Origin of the sequence: Streptomyces sp. NPDC102406, assembly GCF_044765725.1 — a bacterium.
Taxonomy (GTDB): Bacteria; Actinomycetota; Actinomycetes; order Streptomycetales; family Streptomycetaceae; genus Streptomyces.
The window spans coordinates 579,180-603,489 of record NZ_JBIWKP010000003.1; the positions used below are offsets into that span (position 1 = coordinate 579,180).

At 70.7% G+C, this 24,310-nt stretch carries 22 protein-coding genes and 2 pseudogenes; 15 read left to right on the forward strand and 9 right to left on the reverse strand.

The window, feature by feature from the left end:
• Nucleotides 1-72: 72 nt before the first annotated feature.
• The 3 genes from ACIRF8_RS16585 (at nt 73) to ACIRF8_RS16595 (ending at nt 3,202) form a co-directional block, all read left to right on the forward strand.
• Nucleotides 73-1,230: an ROK family glucokinase gene (locus ACIRF8_RS16585; protein ID WP_404215352.1), complete on the forward strand. Its 1,158-nt coding sequence runs from the start codon at nt 73-75 to the stop codon at nt 1,228-1,230.
• Between the two features lie 28 nt (nt 1,231-1,258).
• Nucleotides 1,259-1,837 carry a sugar kinase gene (locus ACIRF8_RS16590; protein WP_404215354.1) on the forward strand — a complete coding sequence of 193 codons (579 nt, stop codon included), beginning with the start codon at nt 1,259-1,261 and terminating at the stop codon, nt 1,835-1,837.
• Nucleotides 1,838-1,918: 81 nt separating this feature from the next.
• A complete protein-coding gene (locus ACIRF8_RS16595) occupies nt 1,919-3,202 on the forward strand; it encodes a sulfite oxidase (protein ID WP_404215355.1) in 1,284 nt (427 codons plus the stop codon).
• 32 nt (nt 3,203-3,234) lie between these two features.
• On the opposite strand, the gene ACIRF8_RS16600 is transcribed toward ACIRF8_RS16595, so the two are convergent.
• The 4 genes from ACIRF8_RS16600 to ACIRF8_RS16615 all read right to left on the reverse strand — a co-directional run bounded on the left by ACIRF8_RS16600 (nt 3,235) and on the right by ACIRF8_RS16615 (nt 8,258).
• A complete protein-coding gene (locus ACIRF8_RS16600) occupies nt 3,235-5,229 on the reverse strand; it encodes an ABC transporter ATP-binding protein (RefSeq protein ID WP_404215357.1) in 1,995 nt (664 codons plus the stop codon).
• A gap of 1,245 nt (nt 5,230-6,474) precedes the next feature.
• Entirely contained in the window at nt 6,475-6,978 is a 504-nt protein-coding gene (locus ACIRF8_RS16605) for a DUF4396 domain-containing protein (RefSeq protein WP_404215359.1), read from the reverse strand.
• Between the two features lie 132 nt (nt 6,979-7,110).
• The gene (locus ACIRF8_RS16610; protein ID WP_404215361.1) at nt 7,111-7,752 is read right to left on the reverse strand and encodes a DUF305 domain-containing protein; all 642 of its coding nucleotides are present in this window, start codon (nt 7,750-7,752) and stop codon (nt 7,111-7,113) included.
• 95 nt (nt 7,753-7,847) lie between these two features.
• On the reverse strand, nt 7,848-8,258 hold the full coding sequence (locus ACIRF8_RS16615) for a DUF6153 family protein (protein WP_404215363.1): 411 nt from the start codon (nt 8,256-8,258) through the stop codon (nt 7,848-7,850).
• A gap of 696 nt (nt 8,259-8,954) precedes the next feature.
• Between ACIRF8_RS16615 and ACIRF8_RS16620 the strand changes: the two are divergent.
• A pseudogene (locus ACIRF8_RS16620) lies at nt 8,955-9,561 on the forward strand (pyridoxal-phosphate dependent enzyme); the annotation flags it as partial.
• Nucleotides 9,562-9,878: 317 nt separating this feature from the next.
• Here ACIRF8_RS16620 and ACIRF8_RS16625 read toward each other — a convergent pair.
• Nucleotides 9,879-10,454 (reverse strand): helix-turn-helix domain-containing protein, encoded by a 576-nt coding sequence (locus ACIRF8_RS16625; RefSeq protein WP_404215365.1) that lies wholly within the window; start codon nt 10,452-10,454, stop codon nt 9,879-9,881.
• 122 nt (nt 10,455-10,576) lie between these two features.
• Between ACIRF8_RS16625 and ACIRF8_RS16630 the strand changes: the two genes are divergently transcribed.
• The 3 genes from ACIRF8_RS16630 to ACIRF8_RS16640 all read left to right on the forward strand — a co-directional run bounded on the left by ACIRF8_RS16630 (nt 10,577) and on the right by ACIRF8_RS16640 (nt 12,973).
• A complete protein-coding gene (locus ACIRF8_RS16630; RefSeq protein WP_404215367.1) occupies nt 10,577-11,413 on the forward strand; it encodes an EamA family transporter in 837 nt (278 codons plus the stop codon).
• Between the two features lie 27 nt (nt 11,414-11,440).
• Nucleotides 11,441-12,088 carry an FMN-binding negative transcriptional regulator gene (locus ACIRF8_RS16635; RefSeq protein ID WP_404215369.1) on the forward strand — a complete coding sequence of 216 codons (648 nt, stop codon included), beginning with the start codon at nt 11,441-11,443 and terminating at the stop codon, nt 12,086-12,088.
• 186 nt (nt 12,089-12,274) lie between these two features.
• Nucleotides 12,275-12,973, forward strand: a complete 699-nt coding sequence (locus ACIRF8_RS16640) for a hypothetical protein (protein WP_404215371.1) — start codon at nt 12,275-12,277, stop codon at nt 12,971-12,973.
• Between the two features lie 19 nt (nt 12,974-12,992).
• On the opposite strand, the pseudogene ACIRF8_RS16645 reads toward ACIRF8_RS16640, so the two are convergent.
• A pseudogene (locus ACIRF8_RS16645) lies at nt 12,993-13,700 on the reverse strand (transposase).
• Between the two features lie 374 nt (nt 13,701-14,074).
• On the opposite strand from ACIRF8_RS16645, the gene pcaC reads away from it, so the two are divergent.
• Together pcaC and ACIRF8_RS16655 are read left to right on the forward strand one after the other, a co-directional pair.
• On the forward strand, nt 14,075-15,364 hold the full coding sequence (pcaC, locus tag ACIRF8_RS16650) for a 4-carboxymuconolactone decarboxylase (protein WP_404215373.1): 1,290 nt from the start codon (nt 14,075-14,077) through the stop codon (nt 15,362-15,364).
• A gap of 92 nt (nt 15,365-15,456) precedes the next feature.
• On the forward strand, nt 15,457-16,092 hold the full coding sequence (locus ACIRF8_RS16655; RefSeq protein WP_404215375.1) for an MBL fold metallo-hydrolase: 636 nt from the start codon (nt 15,457-15,459) through the stop codon (nt 16,090-16,092).
• 11 nt (nt 16,093-16,103) lie between these two features.
• Here the strand turns inward: ACIRF8_RS16655 and ACIRF8_RS16660 are convergent, their stop codons facing one another.
• Nucleotides 16,104-16,670, reverse strand: a complete 567-nt coding sequence (locus ACIRF8_RS16660; RefSeq protein ID WP_404215377.1) for an isochorismatase family protein — start codon at nt 16,668-16,670, stop codon at nt 16,104-16,106.
• Between the two features lie 103 nt (nt 16,671-16,773).
• Between ACIRF8_RS16660 and ACIRF8_RS16665 the strand changes: the two genes are divergently transcribed.
• Nucleotides 16,774-17,553 (forward strand): exodeoxyribonuclease III, encoded by a 780-nt coding sequence (locus tag ACIRF8_RS16665; protein ID WP_404215379.1) that lies wholly within the window; start codon nt 16,774-16,776, stop codon nt 17,551-17,553.
• Nucleotides 17,554-17,579: 26 nt separating this feature from the next.
• Here the strand turns inward: ACIRF8_RS16665 and ACIRF8_RS16670 are convergent, their stop codons facing one another.
• Entirely contained in the window at nt 17,580-19,355 is a 1,776-nt protein-coding gene (locus ACIRF8_RS16670; protein WP_404215381.1) for an SGNH/GDSL hydrolase family protein, read from the reverse strand.
• 166 nt (nt 19,356-19,521) lie between these two features.
• Here ACIRF8_RS16670 and ACIRF8_RS16675 point away from each other — a divergent pair, with 166 nt between their 5' ends.
• From ACIRF8_RS16675 to ACIRF8_RS16695, 5 genes are all read left to right on the forward strand, one after another.
• Nucleotides 19,522-19,959, forward strand: coding sequence for a DUF6278 family protein (locus tag ACIRF8_RS16675; protein ID WP_404215383.1), 438 nt, complete (start codon nt 19,522-19,524; stop codon nt 19,957-19,959).
• 141 nt (nt 19,960-20,100) lie between these two features.
• Nucleotides 20,101-20,844 (forward strand): amino acid ABC transporter ATP-binding protein, encoded by a 744-nt coding sequence (locus tag ACIRF8_RS16680; RefSeq protein WP_404215385.1) that lies wholly within the window; start codon nt 20,101-20,103, stop codon nt 20,842-20,844.
• A gap of 18 nt (nt 20,845-20,862) precedes the next feature.
• Nucleotides 20,863-21,771 carry a glutamate ABC transporter substrate-binding protein gene (locus ACIRF8_RS16685; protein ID WP_404215387.1) on the forward strand — a complete coding sequence of 303 codons (909 nt, stop codon included), beginning with the start codon at nt 20,863-20,865 and terminating at the stop codon, nt 21,769-21,771.
• 10 nt (nt 21,772-21,781) lie between these two features.
• The gene (locus ACIRF8_RS16690) at nt 21,782-22,426 is read left to right on the forward strand and encodes an amino acid ABC transporter permease (protein WP_404215389.1); all 645 of its coding nucleotides are present in this window, start codon (nt 21,782-21,784) and stop codon (nt 22,424-22,426) included.
• Nucleotides 22,423-23,292, forward strand: coding sequence for an amino acid ABC transporter permease (locus ACIRF8_RS16695; protein ID WP_404215391.1), 870 nt, complete (start codon nt 22,423-22,425; stop codon nt 23,290-23,292). The genes ACIRF8_RS16690 and ACIRF8_RS16695 overlap by 4 nt, the downstream gene beginning before the upstream one ends.
• Before the next feature lie 174 nt (nt 23,293-23,466).
• Here the strand turns inward: ACIRF8_RS16695 and ACIRF8_RS16700 are convergent, their stop codons facing one another.
• Nucleotides 23,467-24,225: a hypothetical protein gene (locus tag ACIRF8_RS16700; RefSeq protein ID WP_404215393.1), complete on the reverse strand. Its 759-nt coding sequence runs from the start codon at nt 24,223-24,225 to the stop codon at nt 23,467-23,469.
• Nucleotides 24,226-24,310: the final 85 nt, after the last annotated feature.

Consider the following 24,310-nt stretch of genomic DNA (forward strand, 5'->3'; position numbering starts at 1 on the left):
CGGGGCGCCGCGACCCCGGGCACGAGAAACCCGGCATGCGGCGGAGCCGACGCGTGAGGCAGAATCGCCGCAATGAGCACCTACCGCGACCTCGCCCACCGGGGCAGCGCCCGGGCCACCGTCCTGCGGACCGTCGGCACGCGGGAGCGCCGCTCGCACCTGACGGCCCCCCGCGTCCCCACCGTCGGTATCGACATCGGCGGTACGAAGGTGATGGCGGGCGTCGTCGACGCGGACGGCGTCATCCTGGAGACGCTGCGCACCGAGACGCCGGACAAGTCCAAGAGCCCCAAGGTCGTCGAGGACACCATCACCGAACTGGTCCTCGACCTGTCCGACCGGCACGACGTGCACGCGGTGGGCATCGGCGCGGCCGGCTGGGTCGACGCGGACCGCAACCGCGTCCTGTTCGCCCCGCACCTGTCCTGGCGCAACGAGCCGCTCCGCGACCGCCTCGCGGGCCGCCTCTCCGTCCCGGTCCTCGTCGACAACGACGCGAACACCGCCGCCTGGGCCGAATGGCGCTTCGGCGCGGGCCGCGGCGAGGACCACCTCGTCATGATCACCCTCGGTACGGGCATCGGCGGCGCGATCCTGGAGGACGGGCAGGTCAAGCGCGGTAAGTTCGGGGTCGCCGGCGAGTTCGGCCATATGCAGGTCGTCCCCGGCGGCCACCGCTGCCCGTGCGGCAACCGCGGCTGCTGGGAGCAGTACAGCTCCGGCAACGCCCTCGTCCGCGAGGCCCGCGAGCTCGCCGCCGCCGACTCCCCGGTCGCGTACAACATCATCGACCGGGTCCAGGGCAGCATCCCCGACATCACCGGCCCCCTCATCACCGAGCTGGCCCGCGAGGGCGACGCCATGTGCGTCGAACTGCTCCAGGACATCGGCCAGTGGCTCGGCGTCGGCATCGCCAACCTCGCCGCCGCCCTCGACCCCTCCTGCTTCGTCATCGGCGGAGGTGTCTCCGCCGCCGACGACCTGCTCATCGGCCCCGCCCGCGACGCCTTCAAGCGCCAGCTCACCGGCCGCGGCTACCGCCCCGAGGCCCGGATCGCCCGCGCCCAGCTCGGCCCGGAGGCCGGCATGGTCGGCGCCGCGGACCTCGCCCGCCTGGTCGCCCGCCGCTTCCGCCGCGCCAAGCGCCGCCGCGTGGAGCGTTACGAGCGCTACGACCGGTACGCCCGCACCCGCACCGGCGGCGACACCGGCAGCGCCACCGAGGGTTAGACCGACCAGAGCGACAGGAATGCCAGCAATGACGACCGTGCCCCGCCAGCCCTCGTCCCCGGACCAGGAGCCCGGGCAGGCCCCGGACCGCGGCCGGGTGATCCGCCGCCGCGCCCTCACCCTGCTCACCATCGTGCTGCTCATCGGGATCCCCGCCGGCTACCTCGTGATCTCCGCGAACCAGAGCCGCAACAGCGGCAAGGACAAGGAGGCCAAGTACTCGGCGACCGGCCTCACCATCGGCTGGCCCTCCAAGGTGCAACGCCGTCTCTACCAGATCCCCATTCCCGGGTACTCCCGCGACGTCGCCTACTACGAGACGAACAACTACAAGGTCAGCCGCCTCTACGCGCAGTTCCTCACCAGCAACGGCGGCCTGGACACGTTCCTGAAGAGGATCGACACCGACACCGCCGCACTCAAGGAGGGCGAGCTGCCGATCGGCGCACGGGACCGGTCCGTCGCCGGCTGGGAGTTCACGGGCCCCGGCCCCTGGTACGGACTCACCCATGCCCAGCCCGACCCCTCTCCCACCCAGAGCGTCGTCGTGAACCGCTCCAACCCGGACCACCCCATGGTCTTCGTCGTCTCGACCACCCACCCCTGACCACGCCCGGAGTGTGAACAGCGCGTTGCGGCAGGGCAGTTGAGCTGGGCCCGGGCACCCGACGCTTCCTACACTCGCCGCGTGACCACAACCGACGACGCACACGACACGGCACACGACGAGGCCGCCCACGACCGGCGCCGACTGCGCCAGTGGCTGGCGGGCCGGGCCCGCGCCGACGGGGTGGACCGCCGTGACCTGCTGAAGCTCCTCGCCGCCGCGGGGATCGCGACGGGCCTGCCCACCGCGCTCTCGACCCCGGCCCGCGCCGCCGCCCCGGCCGCGCCCGGCATCGTCAAGCCGCTGCCCGCGGAGCGGTTCACGGTGCGCGGCACCAACGCGGAGACGAACTTCGCCTCCCTCGCGGGCACCGGCCACTCCACCCCGGTCTCCCACTTCTTCGTACGCAACCACACCACGACGCCGCAACTCGACCCCATGTCATGGGAGTTGCAGGTATGGGGCAACGGGCTCGCGGGACCGGGGCGGACCTTCACCCTCGCCGACCTCAAGCGTCTGCCCGCCGTGACCCGCTCCTCCTTCATCGAGTGCGCGGGCAACGGCCGCGCCTTCTACGGCAGCCAGCAGGGCCGGGGCGCCGAGGGCACCGCCTGGACGCTGGGCGCGATCGGCTCGGCCCGCTGGCGCGGCGCCCGCCTCGCCGACGTCCTGCGCCTCGCGGGCATCCGGCGCGACGCGGTCGACGTGCTGCCGCGCGGCCTCGACGCGGAGTACGTCACGGCGAACGGCACGAACCTGGGCCACGTACGCCGCCCCCTGCCCGTGGCGAAGGCCCTCGACGACGTACTCCTCGCCTACGAGATGAACGGCGAGCCGCTCCCGCCGGACCACGGCGCCCCGGTCCGCGTCGTCGTCCCCTCCTGGGTCGGCATCGCGTCGACCAAGTGGGTGGGCGACATAGAGGTGTCCAGGGAACCCCTCTTCTCGCCCTGGAACACGGACTTCTACCGCCTGTTCGGCGACGCGTACCCGGCCGGGGGCAGCGCCCCGCTCACCCGGCAGACCGTGAAGTCCGCCTTCGAACTCCCCTGGAACGCGAGCCTTTCCGCGCACACCCACCACCGGCTGACGGGCCGCTCCTGGTCGGGCGCGGGCGCCGTCGCCCGCGTCGACGTCAGCACGGACGCGGGCCGCACCTGGCACCCCGCCCAGCTCCACGACACCCCGCGCCGCGCCGACTGGGTCCGCTGGTCCGCACGCTGGCATCCGACGGCCACGGGCCCCACGGAGCTCCTGGCCCGGGCCACGGACACGACGGGCCGCACGCAGCCGGCGACGACGACGTACAACACCCAGGGCTATCTGTTCGACGCGGTGGTGCGGCACGCGGTGACCGTCGTCTGAGGCACCGGCCGGGCACGACCACAACCCACGGGTCACGGCGTGCCCGCGTTCGGCTCCGCGACGGTCGGCTGGTCCTGGCGGGGGAGCGCACGCAGGGACTCATGGTCGTACTGGCCGGCCTGGAGGCGGTACATCCGCGCGTACCGGCTGGGCGGCTCCGCGGCGAACAGCTCCGCGTGGCTGCCCTGTTCGATCAGGCGCCCCTCGTCCATGACGAAGATGCGGTCGACGTGGCGGACCGCCGCCATGCGGTGCGTGACCAGGACGATGATGCGGTCGGGACCCGCGAGGCCGAGGATCTGGTCGAAGGCCCGCTGCTCGGCGTCCGGGTCGAGGGCGGACGTCGGCTCGTCCACGATGATCATGCAGGCGTCCCGGAAGTGCGCGCGGGCGAGGCCGATCTTCTGCCACTGCCCGCCGCTGAGATCGCTGCCGCCCCTGAACTGTTTGCCCAGCAGCGTCTGCATCCCGTTCGGCAGCGCCATGATGTCCCGCTCCGCGCCCGCGTACACGGCCGAGACGTGCAACTCCTCCTTGGTGGCCGCGCGTTCGGGCTGCCCGACACGGATGTTCGCCGCCGCCGTGAAGGGCCAGCGTTCGAAGGTCTGGGTCAGCAGACTGACATGGCCGAACAACTGGTGGCGGTCCGCCTCGGCGACATCGACGTCGTCCCAGTGGATCCGGCCGTCGCCCGGCAGATGCAGCCCGGACAACAACCGGACCAGCGTCGACTTGCCCGAGCCGTTGGGCCCCACCAGGGCGATGACGCTGCCGAGGCCGATGCTGAACGAGATGTCCCGCACGGCCGGTTCGTCGCGGCCCGGGTAGCGGAAGGTGACCTTCTCCAGCCGGATGGTCCTGGGCCGCCCGGGCAACGGGACACCGCCGTCCGGAATGGCCCGCTCCTCGGCCTTCACCAGGAACTCGGTCAGGTCGTGCACGTACAGGGACTGCTCGTGGAGCTGGCTCATCGTGCTCACGAGGGCGCCGATCCCCGCGGAGCCGGAGTTGATGGCCATGGTCGCGGTGCCGAACACGGCGACGCTCATGTGCCCGGTGAGACACAACCCGATCATCAGCGTGAACGTCAGGGCGTAACCGAGGCCCTGGAGCGCCGAGGCGGCCAGCTCGGTACGCGCCTTGTCCCGCGCCAGACGCTCCTGCTCGCTCTCGGAGGTGTGCGACATGATCGTGAAGTGGTGCAGCAGGAACGCGCCCACGCCGTGGACCCGCACCTCCAGGGCCGCCGTGACCGACGTGAGCAGATTGGACAGCACCCGGCTGCCGCGCAGGTGCTCGATCCAGGTCATGGTCGAGAAGTAGCGCTGCTGGGCCACGCGCATCACGCCCCAGCCGCGCGGCGCCACGATCAGGACCAGCATCGGCAGCAGCACCGGGTTCAGCACGAACAGCACACCACCGGACGCGATCAGCGACAGCACACTGTTGATCGCGGCGACCGTCGAACCGATCATGTGGCGGGCCTCGGTGGCCCCGTACTGCGCCCGGTCGATCAGCTCCCGGAACGCGCCGTCCTCGATCGCTGCCATCTCGACGCGTTGGCAGGCCGCCAGGTACTGCTCGGACGCGGCCCGCTCCACCTTCGGCTCCAGGCTCCCGGCCGCCGCCGTCGACAGGGAGGCGAGGACGGCGTTGACACACAGCACCCCGGCCATCAGCACCACGGCCGGCAATGCGTCGCGCAGCCCGCGCACATCGGTGCCTGCGGCGACGACGGCGTGCAGCGCGGCGTTCACCGCGAGCAGCTTCACCGCGGTGGCCACGCCCTGGCCGACCTCCGTCACCGCGACCGTGAGCAACGAACGCCGGTCGGTGCGCCACGCCAGGTCCAGCGTCCGCCGCACCAGACCGGGCAGCGACTTCAACGCCCCCCACAACGTGAGGTCGAGACGGGCGTACTCGTGCTTGCTCCACCCGGAGTCATAACGCAACGGCCCCCCGAACAGCTCCCGTTCGGAGACCGAGACCTTGGGCTCCCCCATCCGGGGCCGACGCAACACCTTCATACGGCCTCACCCCCTCCCCGTACCTACCCCGCCGATCCGCTCGGCACGTGACCGGCACCGACGGATCTTCGCGAAGTCACCACACCGTGGGACGGCTTGCGTGGGTGACAGCCCCCGCACGTGAGAAATCGTGAGATGTAAGACTGTTCTGGGCGTGAGCGAGACACCGACGAGTCCCTTGCAATACCGCTCCGACGGACCGGCCGACGCCCCTGTCCTTGTCCTCGGTCCCTCACTGGGTACCACCTGGCACAGGTAGGAAGAGCTGTCTTCTGGTGTCCACGTGGTCCAGATGGGGAGCGTTTGGCCGAGTTCGGCGCTCGCTGTCCAGGCGCATCAATGTCGTTGGTGATACGGGCGTGACAGATGTTGACCCCCGTCGGCTGATTCCGGCGGGGTTCTGCCACCCGAGCTCGATGGCGCGGCGCTGGTCGGTTGCGGCTCGGGGCTAGATGCTTCCGGTAGTCGGGGTGACCCAGTCGAACAACTGCGGGCATTGAGGCGCGGGGTGGCTACGATCGCAGTCGCCCGCGCGGACTGTTGCGGGTGCGAAGCGTGGTCCCGCTCGCGCTCAAGGAATCAGGTCCCTTGGCTGGAGCAGGCCGCGTCCGCTGCCCTTGTCCGGAAGGACAGTCGACAGTCGATCCTCATGGGACTACCACTCGCTGAACGTCATCTCGTGGAGGACCCAGGAGAAGCTGGCGAATTCCCGGACCAGTACACGCCGGCTCTCAGGGTCCGCTCGCACCGGATCGGGCAGGAAACTCGTCCATGTCTTCCTCGCGCCAGAGTTCGAGAGCGCCTCCGATCTCGTTCCCCGAGGCTGTGCTGGAGGTGAGGCGCCGGGTGGCTCAGGTGCGGCTGCCCGTTGAACGAGATCGAACCATAGGCGTCCACCATCTCCCAGATGTCGTCCGAGAACACCATGCCCACACCTTCTACGTCACTGGCAGCCTTGTTACGGTTCGAGCCCTGTCGGCGTGTTCCAGATGGTTACCGGTCCTCCCGAATTCTCCCCCGTATCCAGGTTTGCCCAGGTGATACTCAGATAGTCCGGAGCGCCATTACGGCTGTCCGAGCCGCTGGCTCCGTCGGATGCATCGCGGCTCTCTTGGCCACCCGCGCCAGATGCGGCCCCTGCTCTTCAGCGGCAGCATCAGTACTGGATTGACCCATGGCATCGCGGGGTGGACCGCTGTTCGACTCGAGCGGCGGCCCGCCCGTTACGTGAATGCGCAGATGGTGTCAGTGGTAGGCGCGGACGACGGCGTGGCCTTTGCCGCGTCCAATCATCCACCGGTTGACGGGTGTCGTGATCACGAAGGCGAGGGCGAGGGAGCCGGCCAGCGAGACCCAGAAGAGAGCGTTGGCGAGGCCCGCGTCCATGGCACCGGGGATGCTGACCATGGCGGTGTTGTCGATGATTTCCATGACCGCGATCGAGAGGGTGTCGGCGGCCAGCGCGACCTTCAGTGCCTGACGTACGGGCACTCCGGCGCGCAGGACTCCGCGCATGGTCAGCGCGTAGCCGAAGACGAAGGCCAGGGCGATCGACAGGGCCACGGTGGCCCCGTTGTGCAGGCCGGCGGCGGTGCCGATGACCATGCCGAGGACCTCACCGATGGCGCAGCCCGTGAGGCAGTGCAGGGTGGCCTGGGCCGCCATCCGCCAGGACGTGCCTCCGCGTGTGGTGTGTCCGGAGTGGTCGTGGGCGCCGCCGTGTTCGTGGCCTGGTGCGTGGTGGTCCATCGTGCTCTCCCGCCGTAGTGCCGTACGGGGACGGCGTCCCCTCGGAGCAGTGCCAACGGTATACCCCCCGGGGGTATTCCGCGAGGGGGGAGAGCCGCCCCGTTGTCCAGGGCGGCTTTCCGCGGGCGGGAGTTACTTTCCGAGCAGCTTGTTCATCTGGGTGATCTCGACCGTCTGGGAGGCGATGATCGACTTGGCGAGGTTCTTGGCGGGGCCGTAGGCGCCCTTGGCCTGTTCGGTCTTGGCCATGTCGATGGCGCCCTGGTGGTGGCCGACCATCATGTGGAGGAACGCGGTGTCGAATGCGGCGCCGGAGAGCTTCTCCAGCTTGGTCATGTCGTCGGCGCTCATCATTCCGGACATGTCATGCCCCGATGAGTGGTCCATGTTGTCCTCGCCATCGGCGGCCGGGACCTTCTCTCCCCATCCCTTCAACCATCCGGACAGGGTGGTGATCTCCGGGTCCTGCGCCTTCTTGATGGTGGTGGCCAGGGTCTTGACGTCGCTGGATTTGGCCCGGCTGGGGGCGAGGTCGGCCATGGCGACGGCCTGGCGGTGATGGGGGATCATGCCCTGCGCGAAGGCGGTGTCCTGCCTGTTGTGGCTGCCTTGAGTGGCGGCGGCCGGGGCTGAGGGGGTAGAGCTCATCGAGTTCATGTCGTGCCCGGAGGAGGCGGGCTTGTCGTTGCTGCCACAGGCGGCCAGCAGTGCTGCGGCGGCAGCGGTAGCGGCGATGGCGGAGGCCCGGCGGGCCAGGGGACGGCGTGCGGTCATGACGGTGCAGCTCCTTGATGCGGGCGGATCAGTAAAGGCGTGCCGAAGCGCGGCGTCACATCGGCCATCGGCCGAGGTGCGCCGTGCGGGTGCCTCTAGATCCGCAGGAGTTGCAGTTGCGCTAGGTCGGGCGGGGCCCGGCCGGCCGCGGCCGGCGTCAGGGGCCAGCCCGGCAGTGCCGCGGTCATGGCCGGGTCGCTGAGCAGCGGCGCCAGGACCGGCGCGGCGGGCGATGTGCTGGTGCCTGCGGCCGCACAGGTGGCGTCCGCGTGGTTCATGCGCCCGCCTGCCCCGTCGCCGGTGACGTGCTCGCATGCGTCGCCCGCCACGTGCACCGCGGTGGCAGGGGCCATATGGGCGCCGTTCTGGCCCGGCATCGCCGTGTGGCTCGCGGGCATGGCGGCGGGGGCGAGAGCGTGCATGGCCAGGAGCCCAACCAGGACCGCCAGAACCAGCAGGGCGAAGCCGCGCCGGGGGCGCACACTCGGCTGCTGGATGACGGTCACCCGCCCATCGTATGTGGGGCGGCGCACCGGAGTCGGTCGGGCCAGTACACCAGGGTTACTGACGAGCACTTATGTAATCGATCGAATGCGCTACGTGCCTGTCGATAAGGGCGGGCTTCGTGTGCCCGGATCGTGCCGTGGGAGCTTGTGCTGCTCACGGTGCTGGCCGGGCTGCTGCACCTGCTCGGCTGCGCCCACGGTCCCAGCAGGCCGGGCTCCAGCGCATCGATACTCCCGTCACCGTCACCGTCACCGTCACTGACGCCGCTGCCGCGCAGCCCGTTCCCGTGAGCGCTCCCCGAACCGCTCCGGTCGGCGAGCGGGCTCTGGCGGACCTTGACGGCACGGTGGGGTGCACCGGCGTGGATGAGCCTGCCACTGCGGCTGCACGGGCGGATCTGCCCGTACCCCCGGCCGGGACCGGCTTTGTCCTCCCCGAGAGCGTCTGGTGGCTGGACGCCCCGGGCCGGGCGCTCTGCGAGGCTTCCGCCGGCCGGCATACCTCCGAGCACAGCCGTGCGCGTGCAGCGCTGGGGATCTGGCGCACCTGAGAGAGGGCCATGCCGCTTGCCGCGCCTTGTCGAAAGAGGCGTGCCGGGCGGCGGCCGTGTCCCGGTGGTTCCGTATCCGAACATCCGGCCCTGCCCCCGCCCTTCACCCGGGCGTTGCGGCGGCGGTCGGCAGGAGACCCGCGCGATGAACTCCTCCCTCGTGCCTACTCCGGCCCCGGCCCAGTTGCTGGTCGGCGCCATGCGGCGGGCCCACTCACCGGCCGCCCTGGTCGGTGACACTCCGGTTCTGTGGGTGGGTGAGCCCTTCGGGGCGGCCGGCCGCGGTTTCTGGGCCAAGCTCGAAGGCCACAATCCCGGTGGCATCAAGGACCGCACCGCTCTGTACATGGTCGAGCGCGCCCGCGAGCGCGGTGATCTGCTGCCTGGGGCGCGGATCGTGGAATCCACTTCCGGCACCCTGGGACGGGGACGGGGACGGGGACGGGGACCGGGACCGGGACGGGGACTGAGGCTCGCGCTGGCCGGCTTCGTCTATGGCCACCCCGTCACCGTGGTCACCGACCCCGGCATGGAACCGCTGGTGTCGGGCCTGCTCACCGCGTACGGCGCGGACGTGCAGATGGTCCGCGAGCCGCACCCGGCCGGCGGCTGGCAGCAGGCCCGCCGCGAGCGGGTGAGCGAACTCCTGACGGTGCATCCGGACGCGTGGTGCCCGGATCAGTACCACAACCCCGAAAACGTGGCCGCCTACGCCGCCGTTGGTGAGGGAGCTGGTGGCCCAGCTCGGGCGGACCACTATGCGCTGCGCAGCATCGAGGCATTCGCCACCGGGTTGTCACGCTTTTGTGTCGAGCGGTACGGGCCACAGGTCGCCGCCCGCCTGCGAACCGCAGCGACGACTACAGACCACGGCCCTCACCAGAACGACTTGGACGCCATCGCTCATCGACTCGACCACCGTCCGCGCAAGACGCACGGCTACCGCACTCCGGCAGAGATCTGCGCTGACCTTCCGAACAGCGGTGCTGCGCTGACCGCTTGCGCTCGCCATCGTTTGACGACAGCAGAGATGGTTCGGTGTGGACCCCCTGGTCCCGCCCGCCCAGGACTACGCGGGGCCTGGGGGCAGGTGGACGGTCATGATCAGGTGGCAGGTCTCGGTGCCCGAGCCGCGGTAGGTGTGAGGGGCGTCAGCCTCGAAGGTGGCTGTCTGCCCCGCCTCGACGGGATGGTCGGCGCCGTTGACGACGAGCACCATCTGCCCGGCGGTCACGTTGACGGTCTCCACGACGCCGGCCTGGTGGGGGTGGCTGGGATATTCCTCGCCGGGTTCCAGCGTCCAGCGCCAGACCTCGGTGGCTGCCGGGCCGCTGGTGGTCAGCATGAGCCGGGCTTCGCTGCCGCGCTCGCCCTTCCACAGCGGCATGACAGTGGCGGCGCTCACTACCCGGACACGTTCCTCGGACCGCCCCTCCATCAGGGCGGAGACGGAGGCGCCGAGGGTGTCGGCGAGGCGGACCAGGGTGGCGAAGTTGGGGTTGCCCTGGGCCTTTTCCAGGGCGACCAGGGCGCCCTTGCTGACCTTGGCCCGGCGGCCGAGCTCGTCCAGGGAGAGTCCGGCGCGGGTACGGGCCGCGCGGACGTTGTGCGCGAGCGTCCGCAGTGCTGCTTCGGTCTCGGTCATCGGCTGTCACCCCTCTGGATAGGTGGATCACTGCACTGCTCCGCGCGGTCGTTCGGTTGACGACTCACGGTCGGTGCGTTGTACGGTGTAGTCGTTCCATTGATGGTAAGGGATGTACCACCGTGATTGCTCTGCTGTTGGCCCTGGGTAGTTCCCTGGCCTACGGATGTGCCGACTTCCTCGGGGGTCTCGGCGCTCGCAAGGCCCACGTTCTGCGCACCGTGATGATCGCCGCTCCGGCCTCGCTCACCGTCGAGCTGCTGCTGTGGCCCGTACTCGGCGCCTCCTTCGCCCCCGCGACCCTCGCATGGGGTGCCGCCTCCGGTGTCGCGTCGGCCGCCGCGTTCGCGCTGCTCTACCGCACGCTTGCGATCGGCCCGATGAACGTGCTCTCGCCCGTGACCGCGCTCATCTCGGCGATGCTGCCGGTCGGTGTCGGACTGCTGCAGGGCGAGCACCTGGGTATGGCCGGACTCATCGGCCTGCCGCTGGCGCTCGCGGCGGTGGTGCTGGTCAGCGCCGGACACGGGGCCGGCAGTGTGCGTCCGTCGCGGACCGCGCTGCTGCTGGCCTTCGGCGCCGGGGCCGCCATCGCCCTGCAGCTCATCTTCCTGCACCAGGCGCCGACCGACAGCGGGGTGGGCCCGCTGATCGTCGGCCGCGCCGTGTCCTCCGCGGTCACCCTGGCCGCGGCCGGGCTGATGTTCAGGCGGCTGGGCCCGGAAAAGCCCGCCTACGCGATGTCGGCGGCGGCCGGGGTGCTGGACTCGGTGGCCAACCTGCTGTTCCTGCTCGCCGCCCGCGGCGGCGACCTGGCCGTCGTCGCCGTGATCACCGCCCTGTACCCGGCCGGCACCGTCCTGCTCGCCCGCACCGTGCTCGCCGAACGGATTTATCGCACCCAACTGATCGGCCTGGGCACCGCCGCCGTCGCCGTCAGCCTCCTCGCTCTCACCTGACCCCACAAGCCGAAAGGGGACCCGCGTATGTTCATCCAGCCCTGGGACGCCGCCCTGGACGATGCCGAGTGGCAGACCTGGATCGCCGACGGCCACGACTTCGGCCTCCTCAGCGTCAACGGCCTGCCCGGCCAGGCACCGATCGTCGTGCCCACCCACTTCACCGTCGACGGCGCGGACCTGCTGATCCACCTCGCCCGCCCCAACCCCGTCTGGAAGGCGATCGAGGCCGACTCGAACGTCACCTTCACCGTCACCAGCGACTACGCCTTCATCCCCGGCCCCTGGCGCGCCAAGCCGGGTATCCCGCCCACCGACGGCGTCCCCACCAGCTACTACGCCGCCGTCCAGTTCACCTGCCAGGCCACCATCGTCGACGACCCGGCTGTCAAGGCCGAACTGCTGCGCCGGCAGATGGCACACTTCCAGCCCGACGGCGACCACGCCCCCATCGACCCCGACCAGCCGCCCTACGGGCGGATGCTGCCCGGGATCCGCGGCCTGCGCCTGGACGTCACCGAGGTCCGCGCGAAGTTCAAGTACGACGACCACAAACCCGTCGAGCAGCGCACCGTCACCGCCCGTCGGCTCACCGAACGCGGCCAGGGCCTGGACGCGCCCACCGCGGCGCAGCAGCTCCGCCGCCTGGACCGCACCGGCCCCTGGAAAGCCTGACGCAGCGGATCCGTCCACGGCGCGGTCGCAGTCTGCTGGGTGCGGGCCCACTGCCAGGGGCTGCGTCGCCCTCTGGTGCCGCTGCCCGGGAGCACGGATCATCATGGGCATCCGTCCTCGTGGGGGTGACGGCGCCGAGCAGATGCCGAGGTGCCCGGCACGACTGGGCCTGACGGAGGGCAATGCATGGTCAGTGACCGGAGGGACGACAACATCAACTGGGCGAGCGTGCTGCGGGCGGACTTCACGAGGAAGGTCGAAGGTCTGCAGCAGTACGCCTACGCTGCCGGCGCCCGCCGAGACGTGGTCCTGCAGCGTGAGTACCTGCATCAGGTCGCCCAGTTGGAGGCGTTGCCCAAGCCGTGGGAAGGCGGTGCCCGCCTCACCGTGGAGGAGTACGCCGCCGCAGTGCGGGTGCGGGCGTGGGTGCTGCATGAGCAGGAGATCGCCGCCGATCGGCGATGGGCGACGAAGCGAGGGATGAGCGAGCGGGAGTGTGAGCGGCGGGAGGCCAAGTTCCGTGCCAAAGTGCGATATCACCGCACACCGGATGGTCAGATGCTGTGTGCGTCGCTGCGTGACGACGGCAGGATCGCCCTCAACGGCGAGATACTGGAACCCGAGGTGGCCGACCGACTTCGGCAACAGATGCCGCAGTTGGCGGACCTCATCACCTTCTATTTCGACAACCAGGAGGCGGGCCGAGGGTTGCAAGGCGCACCCATCGACCGCACGCCCTTGCCGGGTCCTTCGAGCCCGTCCCTCGAGCCGCCCGTGCCGGACGGTACACCGGTTACGGCACAGTCCGGTGTTCGCGACGGCATGCCGCGGCGCCCGGCAGCCCCCGCCAAGCGCCGGCCATGGTGGCGTAGGTGCCGCCCTTGAGGCCTGCGTGACGTCGTGATCAATCAGGTGCTTTGAGCAGGTCGTTGATCCAGATCATTGAGGCGCGGAGGTGGAGGCCGGCGAGGTAACTCCCGGGCGTCTTGTCGTATCGAGTCGCGATGCCCCGCCAGGCCTTCAGCTTGTTGATCAGGCGCTCGACGGTGTTCCGCTCCTTGTAGAGACCTGCATCGTGACGTGTGGGCCGGCCGCCCCGGCTGCCTTTCCTCTTCCGGTTGGCGGTCTGGTCCTTCTTCTCCGGAATGAGTAGGCCTTGTCCGCGGCGACAGCCCCAGGTCCTGTCCGTTCTGTTCCGGCGGGCCGCCCCCTTTTGCCGGGCCCGTTCTTGGTCAGCGGCGGCTTCCTCAAGCGCGTCCATGACCTCCTTGCCGATGCACATCCCAGCGGCGTCGTGGTGGGCTCGGGCGGTGGTGGAGTCCACGCCGACCAGTGACAAGTCCGTCTTCCCCTGGCGGGCGGCCTCAGCGATCACGCCTTCCGGCAGTGCGGTGAAGACGCCGGCGTCCCTCCAGACCCGGAAGCGGCCTTGGACCGTCGGCCACGGGCCGAACTCGCCCGGCATCTCCCGCCACTGACTGCTGGTGCGAAACCGCCAGATCACTTCCTCGAACTGCTCACGCAGCCGCTCAGGGTATGGACCGTACTCGCCTATCGGCAGGAACGGCTCGATCAACTGCCACTGCCTGTCGGTGAGTTGCCTGCGCGTCACGACTGTCTCCCTGCCGGATTCGCAGTCCAGACGGATCCGGATGAAACCAGACGTGGAAGACCTGCGTGAAGCCGCCACCACATGGAATGGCTTGCACGGTGAGGTCAACGGTCCCGCGTGAGACCGGCGGCGTATTCAAAGGGGTGGCTAGCAGGTGTTGATCGGAGTGGCCTGAACGGTCTCCCGTGGCGCTGTCCGGGCGAGAGCGCGGTCGGCAGGACATGCCGCGTCAGGGGCGCGCCTGCACGCTGAGAGGGTCAGACTCGATCGACAAGGCCAGTCGGCAGTGCCCGACGAGTCGAGCCGCGGAGGTAGCGGGTCACAGGATTCACCCGGCTGTGTGAGAGCTTGTGAGACGTGAGAGGCTCAGGCGGGTGAGTGAGACGCCGATGAACACCCTGCAATACCGCTTCGACGGGCCAGAAGACGCTCCTGTCCTGGTCTTGGGCCCCTCACTGGGTACCACCTGGCACATGTGGGACCGCCAGATACCCGAGCTGGCCCGGCAGTGGCGGGTGTTCCGCTTCGACCTTCCCGGCCACGGCGGCGCCCCGGCCCATCCGGTCGGCACGGTCGCCGAGCTCGCGAACCGGCTCCTCGCCACGCTCGACGAGGCGGGCGTGCAGCGCTTCGGGTACGCGGGCTGTTCGCTCGGCGGCGCGATCGGTGCCGAGCTCGCCCTGCGCCATCCGCAGCGCGTCGCCTCCCTGGCGCTGATCGCGGCCTCGCCGCGGTTCGGCACGGCCGACGAGTTCCGCCAGCGCGGCGTCATCGTCCGCAGCAACGGCCTGGACCCGATCGCGCGGACCTCGCCCGAGCGCTGGTTCACCTCCGGGTTCGCCGCCGCCCAGCCCGCGATCACCGACTGGGCCGTCCAGATGGTCCGCACCACGGACCCCGGCTGCTACATCGCGGCCTGCGAGGCGCTGGCCGCCTTCGACATCCGCGCGGAACTGGCCGCCATCGGTGTCCCGACCCTCGTCCTGGTGGGCTCGGAGGACCAGGTCACCGGCCCGGCGCAGGCCCGTACCCTCGTCGCCGGCATCCCCGACGCGCGGCTCGCGGTGGTCCCCGGCGCCTCCCACCTTGCCCCGGTCGAGCAGCCCGCGGCCGTCACCGACCTCCTCGTACGCCACTTCTCCTCGGCCTGGCTGCCCGGGTACGAGACCGGGCAGCACGCCATCGTGGCCGCGCCGGTCAAGCCGGTGCTCGCGCCGCCGCCCCCGCCGGTCGCCCCCGTCGCGGAGATCGCCGCCGCCGCGCAGCCCGTGGCGGCCGTGCGGCCCGACGCGCACGACGCGGGCCTCAAGGTGCGCCGCGAGGTCCTGGGCGACGCGCACGTGGACCGGGCCCTGGCCGCCGCGGACGACTTCTCCGGCGACTTCCAGGAGTTCATCACCCGCTACGCCTGGGGCGAGATCTGGAACCGGCCCGGCCTCGACCGCCGTGCGCGCTCCTGCGTGACGCTGGCGGCCCTGGTGGCGGGCGGGCACCTCGACGAGCTGGCCGCCCACACGCGAGCGGCGCTGCGCAACGGGCTGACGGCCGACGAGATCAAGGAGATCCTGCTCCAGACCGCCGTCTACTGCGGGGTCCCCGCGGCCAACTCCGCCTTCAAGGTCGCCCAGCAGGTCATCCGCGAGGAGACGACCCCGCCGGAGTGAGCGTCAGCCGGGGGCGGTGAGCGTCAGCCGGGGACACGGAGCACCCGTCTCGGGTTGCCCGGATGCCGGGTCGGCGGCGCAGGATGGGACGTATGAAGTTCACGAAGAAGTCCCACTCCTGCGTCCGCCTGGAGAAGGACGGACAGACCCTCGTCATCGACCCGGGCGGCTTCTCCGAGGAGGACGCCGCGCTCGGCGCCGACGCGATCCTGGTGACGCACGAGCACCCCGACCACTTCGACGAGGTACGGCTGCGCGCCGCGATGGAGGCCGATCCCGGCGCGCGGATCTGGACCCTCGGGTCGGTGGCGGAGCGGCTCGCCGCGGCGTTCCCGGGCCGCGTCCACACGGTCGGCCACGGGGACACGTTCACCGCGGCCGGGTTCGACGTCCAGGTCCACGGCGAACTGCACGCCGTCATCCACCCGGACATCCCGCGCATCACGAACGTCGGCTACCTCGTGGACGGCGGCGCCGTCTTCCACCCCGGTGACGCCCTCACCGTCCCCGACCACCCGGTCGAGACGCTGATGCTGCCCGTCATGGCGCCGTGGAACAAGATCTCCGAGGTCATCGACTACGTGCGCGAGGTGAAGCCGCGCCGCGTCTACGACATCCACGACGCGCTCCTGACCGACCTGGCGCGCCCCGTCTACGACCGCCAGATCGGCGAGCTCGGCGGCGCGGAACACCTCCGCCTGGCCCCGGGCGCGTCGGCCCGGCTCTGAGCCGTGGCGTTCTAACGGCCGAGGAGCCCGAGCACCTCGTCCGTCGTGCCGATCTCGGCGATGCGCGGGAAGATCTTGCCGAAGGAGTGCTCGTGGGACGCGGCGTCCGTGTCGGTCGTCGCGTCCGAGACGATCACCTGGTGGTAGCTCAGCTCGAACGCCGAGCGCGCGGTCGACTCCACGCCGATCGACGTCGAGATGCCGCCGAGCACGATCTGTGTGACACCGCGCCGCCGGAACTGGAGGTCGAGCTCGGTCCCGGTGAACGCGCCCCAGTGCCGCTTGGTGATGACGATGTCGTCGCCGAGCGGGCCGAGCTCGGCCGGGAACTCGGCCGGCGGGGCCTGGGTCGGGCCCGGCGCCTGTGACCGGCTCACCGGCAGGTCGCCGCCGTCCGGCGACCAGGTCACGCGGACGCGGACGACCGGCAGGCCCTTGGCGCGAAAGGCGTCGGCGAGGCGGGCGCCGTTCTTCAGGACCTCACCGGCGGGGTGCACGGTGGGCAGGCCGAGGATGCCGTTCTGGAGGTCGATGAGGACGAGGGCGGGGCGCTCGTCGAGGGGGCTGCTGATGCTCATGATGGGCAGGTTACCTGTCTGACAGGAAAACTTGCAAGGTTGCCTGTCTATCTCGGGTCGTCGCCGGGGCCCGTTGTCAGCGCCGCCGGGTAGGTTGGGAGACATGCGCATTGCTACGTGGAACGTGAACTCGATCACCGCGCGCCTCCCGCGCCTCCTCGCCTGGCTGGAGTCCAGCGGCACGGACGTGCTGTGCGTCCAGGAGACCAAGTGCTCGGCGGAGCAGTTCCCCACGGACGAGCTGCGGGAGCTGGGATACGAGTCGGCGGTGCACGCGGACGGCAGGTGGAACGGGGTGGCGGTGCTCTCCCGCGTCGGCCTGGAGGACGTCGTCAGGGGCCTGCCGGGCGATCCCGGCTACGACGGCGTCGAGGAGCCCCGCGCCGTCTCCGCGACCTGCGGCCCGGTCCGCGTCTGGTCGGTGTACGTGCCCAACGGCCGCGAGGTGGACCACCCGCACTACGCGTACAAGCTCCAGTGGTTCGAGGCGTTGAAGGCGGCCGTCGCGGGGGACGCGGCCGGCTCGCGCCCGTTCGCCGTCATGGGCGACTACAACGTGGCACCGACGGACGACGACGTCTGGGACATCTCCCTCTTCGAGGGCGCCACGCACGTGACCCCGCGGGAGCGGGCGGCGCTCGCCGCCCTGCGCGGGACGGGCCTCTCGGACGTCGTCCCCCGCCCCCTCAAGTACGACCGCCCCTTCACGTACTGGGACTACCGCCAGCTCGGCTTCCCGAAGAACCGCGGGATGCGCATCGACCTGGTCTACGGGAACGCCGCGTTCGCCGGGGCGGCCAAGGACGCCTATGTCGACCGTGAGGAGCGCAAGGGCAAGGGGGCCTCCGACCACGCGCCCGTCGTGGTCGACCTGGACGTGTAGCGCGACCGCCCCCGCCCGGCGCGGGACTACGGCGCGAGAACGCTCAGGTCGACGGAGTCGGCCAGGGCTCGCAGACCGGCGTCCCCCGGGTGCAGATGGTCCCCGCTGTCGAACTCGGCCCGCATCCGCGCCGGACGGGCCGGGTCCCGCAGCACCGCGTCGAAGTCGAGCACCGCGTCGAACCCCGAACCGGGCTCGCGCACGAAGGAGTTGACGGCGACCCGCTGCGCGTCGGCCGCGGCCGTGCACAAGGCCTCGCCCTCGCACGGGGCGATCGTCGCCCCGACCACTTTCAGCCCCCGCGCGTGGGCCCGCCGGGCGATGTCCCGCCACCCGGCCACGACCTGCTCCGCGGTGGCGCCCCACCGCACGTCGTTGACGCCCTGGAACACCACGACGGTGCGGGCCGAGGTCTGGGCGAACACGTCCCGGTCCAGCCGGTGCAGGGCGCTGACCCCGCCCGTGTCCGTGGAGATCCCGTCCCCCGGGTAGCGGTCGGCGACGATCCGGTTCGCCGAGATGCCCTCGTTGAGCACGCCGTAGCGCGGCACGTCCGACTGGGCCAGCAAACGCGCGGCCAGGACGTTCGGCCACCGCCGGTTCGCGTTCGGCGTCGACTTCACGCCGTCGGTGATGGAGTCGCCGAGCAGCACGAGGGAGCCAGGACCGCCGCCGACGTCGACGCCGGTGAGCAGCGGCCAGTACGACAGCGTCGCGGTGTACGCCGAACCCGCCGCCTCCACCGCGTGGTCCCCGGGCTCGGAGACGTACGAGGTCTGGAAGGCCTGGCTGTGCACGGGCGCCGCCGCCACCGGTTCCGGCAGATGGAAGCTGACCAGCAGGTTCGCGTCGGCGGGCACCCGGAAGCCGACCGGGTCGCTGTACGCCTGGGTGCCCGCCGGGAGCCGGGTGCCCGGCGCGCCCCGGAACGTCAGCGGCACCGGCTTCCCCCGCGCGCCCGCCCCCGCCTCCTGCACCGCCACCGACGCGCTCCCGATCCTCACCGGCGTCGACGCGAACGTGTTGTCGAGACGGATCCGCGCCCGCGGCCCGCCCGCGCTCGTGTGCACGACGAGCCGCACCGTGCGGTCCGCCCACGGCCCCACCGCCGTGTATCCGGCCGGGGCCGCCGCCCACGTCCCCGTCCACCCCGGCGTGGCCGCGCGCACCGACAGCGCGAACACGTGCAGCGCGGCGCCGCCCGAGGCGCGCGGCAGCTCCACGGACGTGATCCGGTGCCCCGCCCGCACCGGCACCGTCACCACGTACAGCCGCGTCCTCTCGGTGAGTTGGCCGTCCGGCGTGTTGCGGTGCGGCAGGGCCACCGACTTCGTGGCGAGCGGCCCGGTGCGCCAGTCGGGGGCGGTGAGCGTGTACGCGGACCGCGACCCGTCCGCGTAGCGCACGACGCCCGTGCCGCGCGCGTCGCCGCCCGTGCCCGCGACGAGGAACGCCAGCGCGTCGCCCCGGCCGGTGACCCGGACCCGCTGTCCGTCGGCCCGGACGTTGTCGGGCCCGGTCCCCGCCGTGCGCGGCCAGGTCAGCCGGGCCCGCTCCACCTCCAGGCCGCGCCCGGGTCCCCAGCCCGCCGCCGTCAGGTCCTGCGCGGACAGGGAGCCGCCCGCGCCGTCGAAGTCGGCTTCCCCGGGGCGGCGGTCGTCGCTGACCGCCCGGTTGTCGTAGAGCCGCTCCAGGGGGAGCGGGCCGGGTCCGTGCGGGCCGGCCGCCCGTGCCGTCGTGGCGGGGGCGAGCCCCGCGCAGACGGCCAGGAGGACGGCGGTGGTCCAGGTGCGTCGGCGCAAGACCGGCTCCCTCCGTGCTGCGGCTGGTGTGAGAGGTGCGCCCTGACCGTAGGAAGGAGGGGGGAACACGTCAACGAGGTGCGGCCGACGGCGGCGTGAACTCGCCCGTGACGTAGGCCAGCGCGCCTGTGGTGCGAGGACGGGACCGGATGCGAGGCTGGGTGATATGAAGATCCCTTTCGTGGGCAATTGGCGTAAGAGGCACGGTGCGGCGACCGTCGCCGTCTTCTCACCGGACGGTGCCGACGCCGACGGTGTCGCCGAGCTCCTCGGCGAGTGCGAGCTGTTGCGCGCCCAGGCCGAGCAGTCCGGGGTCGAACTCGACGACTCGGTACGGTCCTTGGAGGCGCTCGATCAGCTCGTGCCCCGCTGGCGGGAGGACGAGGAGACGCTGCTCTGGCTCGGCAACGACGCCGGTCTGTACCTCGGCACCGTGCTGGTGCACCGGGTGCCGGGCGCGGCGTGGGTGATCTGGCCCGACGGGCAGCCGGTGGTGCGTCTCGCGTCGGGCCGGGAGATCGACGTGGTGGAGGCGGGGCACGCCTGGGCGGCGAGCGGCGTACCCGAACTGTCCCGGTTCTACGCGGAGGCGGCCGAGTCCTGACCCGCGCCGCGCCCCGCGTCGCCGAACTCAGTTGAGCCGCAAATACGGTTAATGCCCATAAGTGCGTGTCGTCTCTTAAGTCCCATATCGGCGTGGATAGTTTGCGCGGACCGACACCGCTGAGAGTGGGCAGGTACTGCCATGGCCGTCGATCCGTTGATCGAGCTGCGTGACGTGAACAAGTACTACGGGGAGCTGCATGTCCTGAAGGACATCGACCTCACCGTCGGCAAGGGGGAGGTGGTGGTGGTCATCGGCCCCTCGGGGTCGGGCAAGTCGACGCTCTGCCGGACGATCAACCGGCTCGAGACCATCCAGTCCGGCTCCATCCGCCTCGACGGGAAGCCGCTGCCCGAGGAGGGCAAGGCGCTCGCCCGGCTCCGCGCCGAAGTGGGCATGGTCTTCCAGTCCTTCAACCTCTTCGCGCACAAGACGGTCCTCCAGAACGTCTCCCTCGCCCAGGTGAAGGTCAGGAAGCGCAAGAAGGACGAGGCCGACAAGCGCTCCCGCGAACTCCTCGACCGGGTCGGACTCGCCGCCCACGCGGACAAGTTCCCCGCGCAGATGTCCGGCGGCCAGCAGCAGCGCGTGGCTATCGCCCGCGCCCTCGCCATGGACCCCAAGGCCCTCCTCTTCGACGAGCCGACCTCGGCCCTCGACCCCGAGATGATCAACGAGGTCCTGGAGGTCATGCAGCAACTCGCGCGCGAGGGGATGACGATGGTCGTCGTCACCCACGAGATGGGCTTCGCCCGCACCGCCGCGGACCGCGTCGTCTTCATGGCCGACGGCAAGGTCGTCGAGGACCGCGCCCCCGAGGACTTCTTCACCCACCCCGAGAGCGAGCGCGCCCGGGACTTCCTCTCCAAGATCCTCAAGCACTGACGGGGGAGCGCAGCACGTATGACGCGCAAGGCACTACTGTTCGCCGCCCTGGCCGTGACGGCGCTCGCCGCCACCGCCTGCGGCAAGGAAGGCAGCCCGCCCACCAAGGGCCCGGCGGGCGACGAACTGCCCGCGTACGCGGTGGCGAAGGCGTTCTCGCTGCCCGGCTCCACCACCTGGAAACAGGCCCGGCGGCGCGGGCACTTCGTCGTCGGCGCCAAGGAGGACCAGCCCTACCTCGGCGAGAAGAACCCGGCCAACGGCGTCTACTCGGGCTTCGACATCGAGATCGCCAAGATGATCTCGGCCTCGCTCGGCCTGGACCCCAAGAAGACCACCTTCAAGACGATCGCCTCCGCCAACCGCGAGACCGCCCTCCAGAACGGTCAGATCGACTACTACGTCGGCACCTACACCATCAACGACAACCGCAAGAAGCTCGTCGGCTTCGCCGGGCCCTACTACATGGCCGGACAGTCCCTGCTCGTGCGCACCGACGAGGACGACATCCAGGGAGTGGACGACCTCGACGGCAAGCGCGTCTGCTCGGCCGCGGGCTCCACGCCGTACCAGCGCATCCAGGCCGACCACCCGAAGGCCGACCTCGTCGCCTACGACACATACTCGATCTGCGTCGACAACCTGCTGACCTATCAGGTCGACGCCGTCACCACCGACGACGCCATTCTGCTCGGCTTCGCCGCCAAGGCCCCCGACGAACTGCGACTGGCAGGCAAGCCGTTCTCCGAGGAGCCCTACGGCATCGGCGTCCCGAGGCGCGACAACGCCCTGCGGGCCGCCATGAACGACGCCCTCGAAGCCCGGCAGAAGAACGGGGACTGGAAGCGGGCCTACGAGGCCACGCTCGGTCTGTCCGGCGAGTCCGCGCCGAAGCCGCCCGCCATCGACCGCTACCCGGCGAGCTGAGGAGCGTCACGTGAACGTCCTGACCGACAACATCTCGACGTACTGGAAGGGCTTCCTCGGTACCGTCGAACTCACCGTCTACGCCTCGATCCTCGCCCTCGTGCTCGGCTTCCTCATGGCGTCCTTCCGCGTCGCCCCCGTCGGCTCCTTCCGCGCCCTCGGCACCGCTTGGGTCACCGTCCTGCGCAACACCCCGCTCACCCTGCTGTTCTTCGCGGTGCTGCTCGGCCTGCCGCGCTTCGGACTCGTCCTGCCCTTCACCGTCTTCGCGGTGCTCGCGCTCGGCTGCTACACCTCGGCATTCATCTGCGAGGCGCTGCGCTCCGGCATCAACACCGTGCCGCGGGGCCAGGGCGAGGCGGCCCGCAGCCTCGGCATGACGTTCGGTCAGACCCTGACCACGGTGATCCTGCCGCAGGCGTTCAGGTCCGTCATCCCGCCGGTCGGCTCCACCCTCATCGCGCTCGCCAAGAACTCCGCGATCGCGGGCGCGTTCAGCGTCGTCGAGCTGCTCGGCACGTACAAGACGCTCAGCGAACTCGGCTACAACATCATCTGGACGTTCGTCTGGATCGCCGTCGGCTACCTCGTGATCACGCTCGCCATCAGCGCGGTCTTCAACCTCCTGGAGAAGCGCTGGGGAGTCGCCCGATGAAAGCCCTCGACCACAGCGCCACCGCGCTCTACGACATCCCCGGTCCGAAGACCGAACGCCGCCACCGGCTGTACGGGTTGATCTCGACCCTGCTCGTGCTCGCGCTCGTCGGCTGGGTCCTCTACCTCCTCTTCGACACCGACCAGTTCACGCGCACGAAGTGGATGCCGTTCGAGTACAAGGGCATCCAGGAACTGCTGCTGCGCGGCCTCGGCAACACGCTCAAGGCCTTCGCCCTGGCGGCCGTGCTTTCGCTCGTGCTCGGCACGCTCCTGGCCGTTGGCCGCCTCTCCGACCACAAACCGGTCCGCCTGCTCGCCACGCTCTTCGTCGAGTTCTTCCGCGCCATGCCGGTCCTCGTGATGATCTTCTTCATCTACGTGGCCCTCAAGATGGAGCCGCTCTCGGCGCTCGTCGCGGGCCTGACCCTCTACAACGGCTCCGTGCTCGCCGAGGTGTTCCGCTCGGGCATCAACTCCGTGGAGCGCGGGCAGCACGAGGCGGCGTACGCGCTCGGGATGCGCAAGACGCAGGCCATGACGCACGTCCTCGTGCCGCAGGCCGTGCGGGCCATGCTGCCCGCCATCATCAGCCAGCTCGTGGTGGCATTGAAGGACACCTCGCTCGGCTATTTGATCACCTATGAGGAGTTCCTCCACGCCGGGAAGCTCATCGCGTCGAACCTCGACTACGATTTGCCCTTCATCCCCGTGGTGATGGTGATCTCGCCGATCTACATCGGGATGTGCATGGTGCTGTCGTGGTTCGCCCAGTGGGTGTCAAAGCGCCAGCGGCGCAATCCCAAGACGGACGCCGCGGACGTCGCCGCGGCCGAACCAGGGACGCTGCTGCCAGGGGTGCAGTAGGCGGGGCATGGGCAGTCCACGCCCAGCAGCCGGAGATCACTCCGCACGACCGGTGCGGAGAAGGTCAGCTGCGCGCGGGACGGACGCGCCTGCTTGCCGGGGCCGAGCGGGCCCCTGTCGCATTCGTACGCGGCAGGGGCACCGCTCCCCTTGGTTCCGCCCCGCTCGCCCGGCTCACCTCGCGCGGTGCGAGGGGCGCGTCGCCACCGGGACCGGAAGAGGGGTCTGCGCGGCCCGCGTCACATCGGCCACCAGCTCCACGACGTCGGGCCCGTACGCGCCCGAGTTGACGACCTTCAGAAGCAGCACGAACGAGGTGTTGCCGTGCTTGCGGGCCAGGCGCTCGTGGTGGCGGGCGAGATAGCGGGTGGCGGCCTGGTTGGTGATGGGGAGCTGCCCGCAGAAGAGGAACACCGGTCTGGCCTCCTTGGCCTGGCCCGCGGTCAGCCGCGCGAGGATCACGTACTCGGTGATCCCCGGCTCCAGGCGGTAGATCTCGGAGCCGATCCGGAAGGCGCCGCGGTCCGGGCCCGGTTCGGGGTCGGTGTTGACGCGGATGCCGGGCAGCAGGCTCATCATGTGGGCGGCCATGCGCCGATTCGAGGCGGGGCCCCCGACACAGAACTCCGTGCGCTCGCCGAAGCCCTGCTGAGCCGTGTCGTGGGCGACGACCTGGGCGTGCGCGCCGCAGTCCTTGATGAGCGCCGACAGTTCGAGGAGCGCGAAGACGTCGTGGCGCTTCACCGTCAGCTCGGGGCCGCCCGCGTCGCGGTTGACCACGAGCAGCGACTCGGAGTTGTCCGGCAGCCCGAAGAAGCCCTGCTTGCGGCGGAGCCTGCGCTTCCACAGGTAGGTCCTGGCGAGCCAGCCCAGCGCGGCGCTGATACCCGCTGCGATCACGCCGAGGACGATGTTGCGCACGTCGTCAGTCATGGGGGCGCACTCTAGCCAACGCACGTACCCGTGTTCGAGGGGGTCCTGACGGCTTCCCTAAGTCAAGTTACGCTGCGCGGACGGC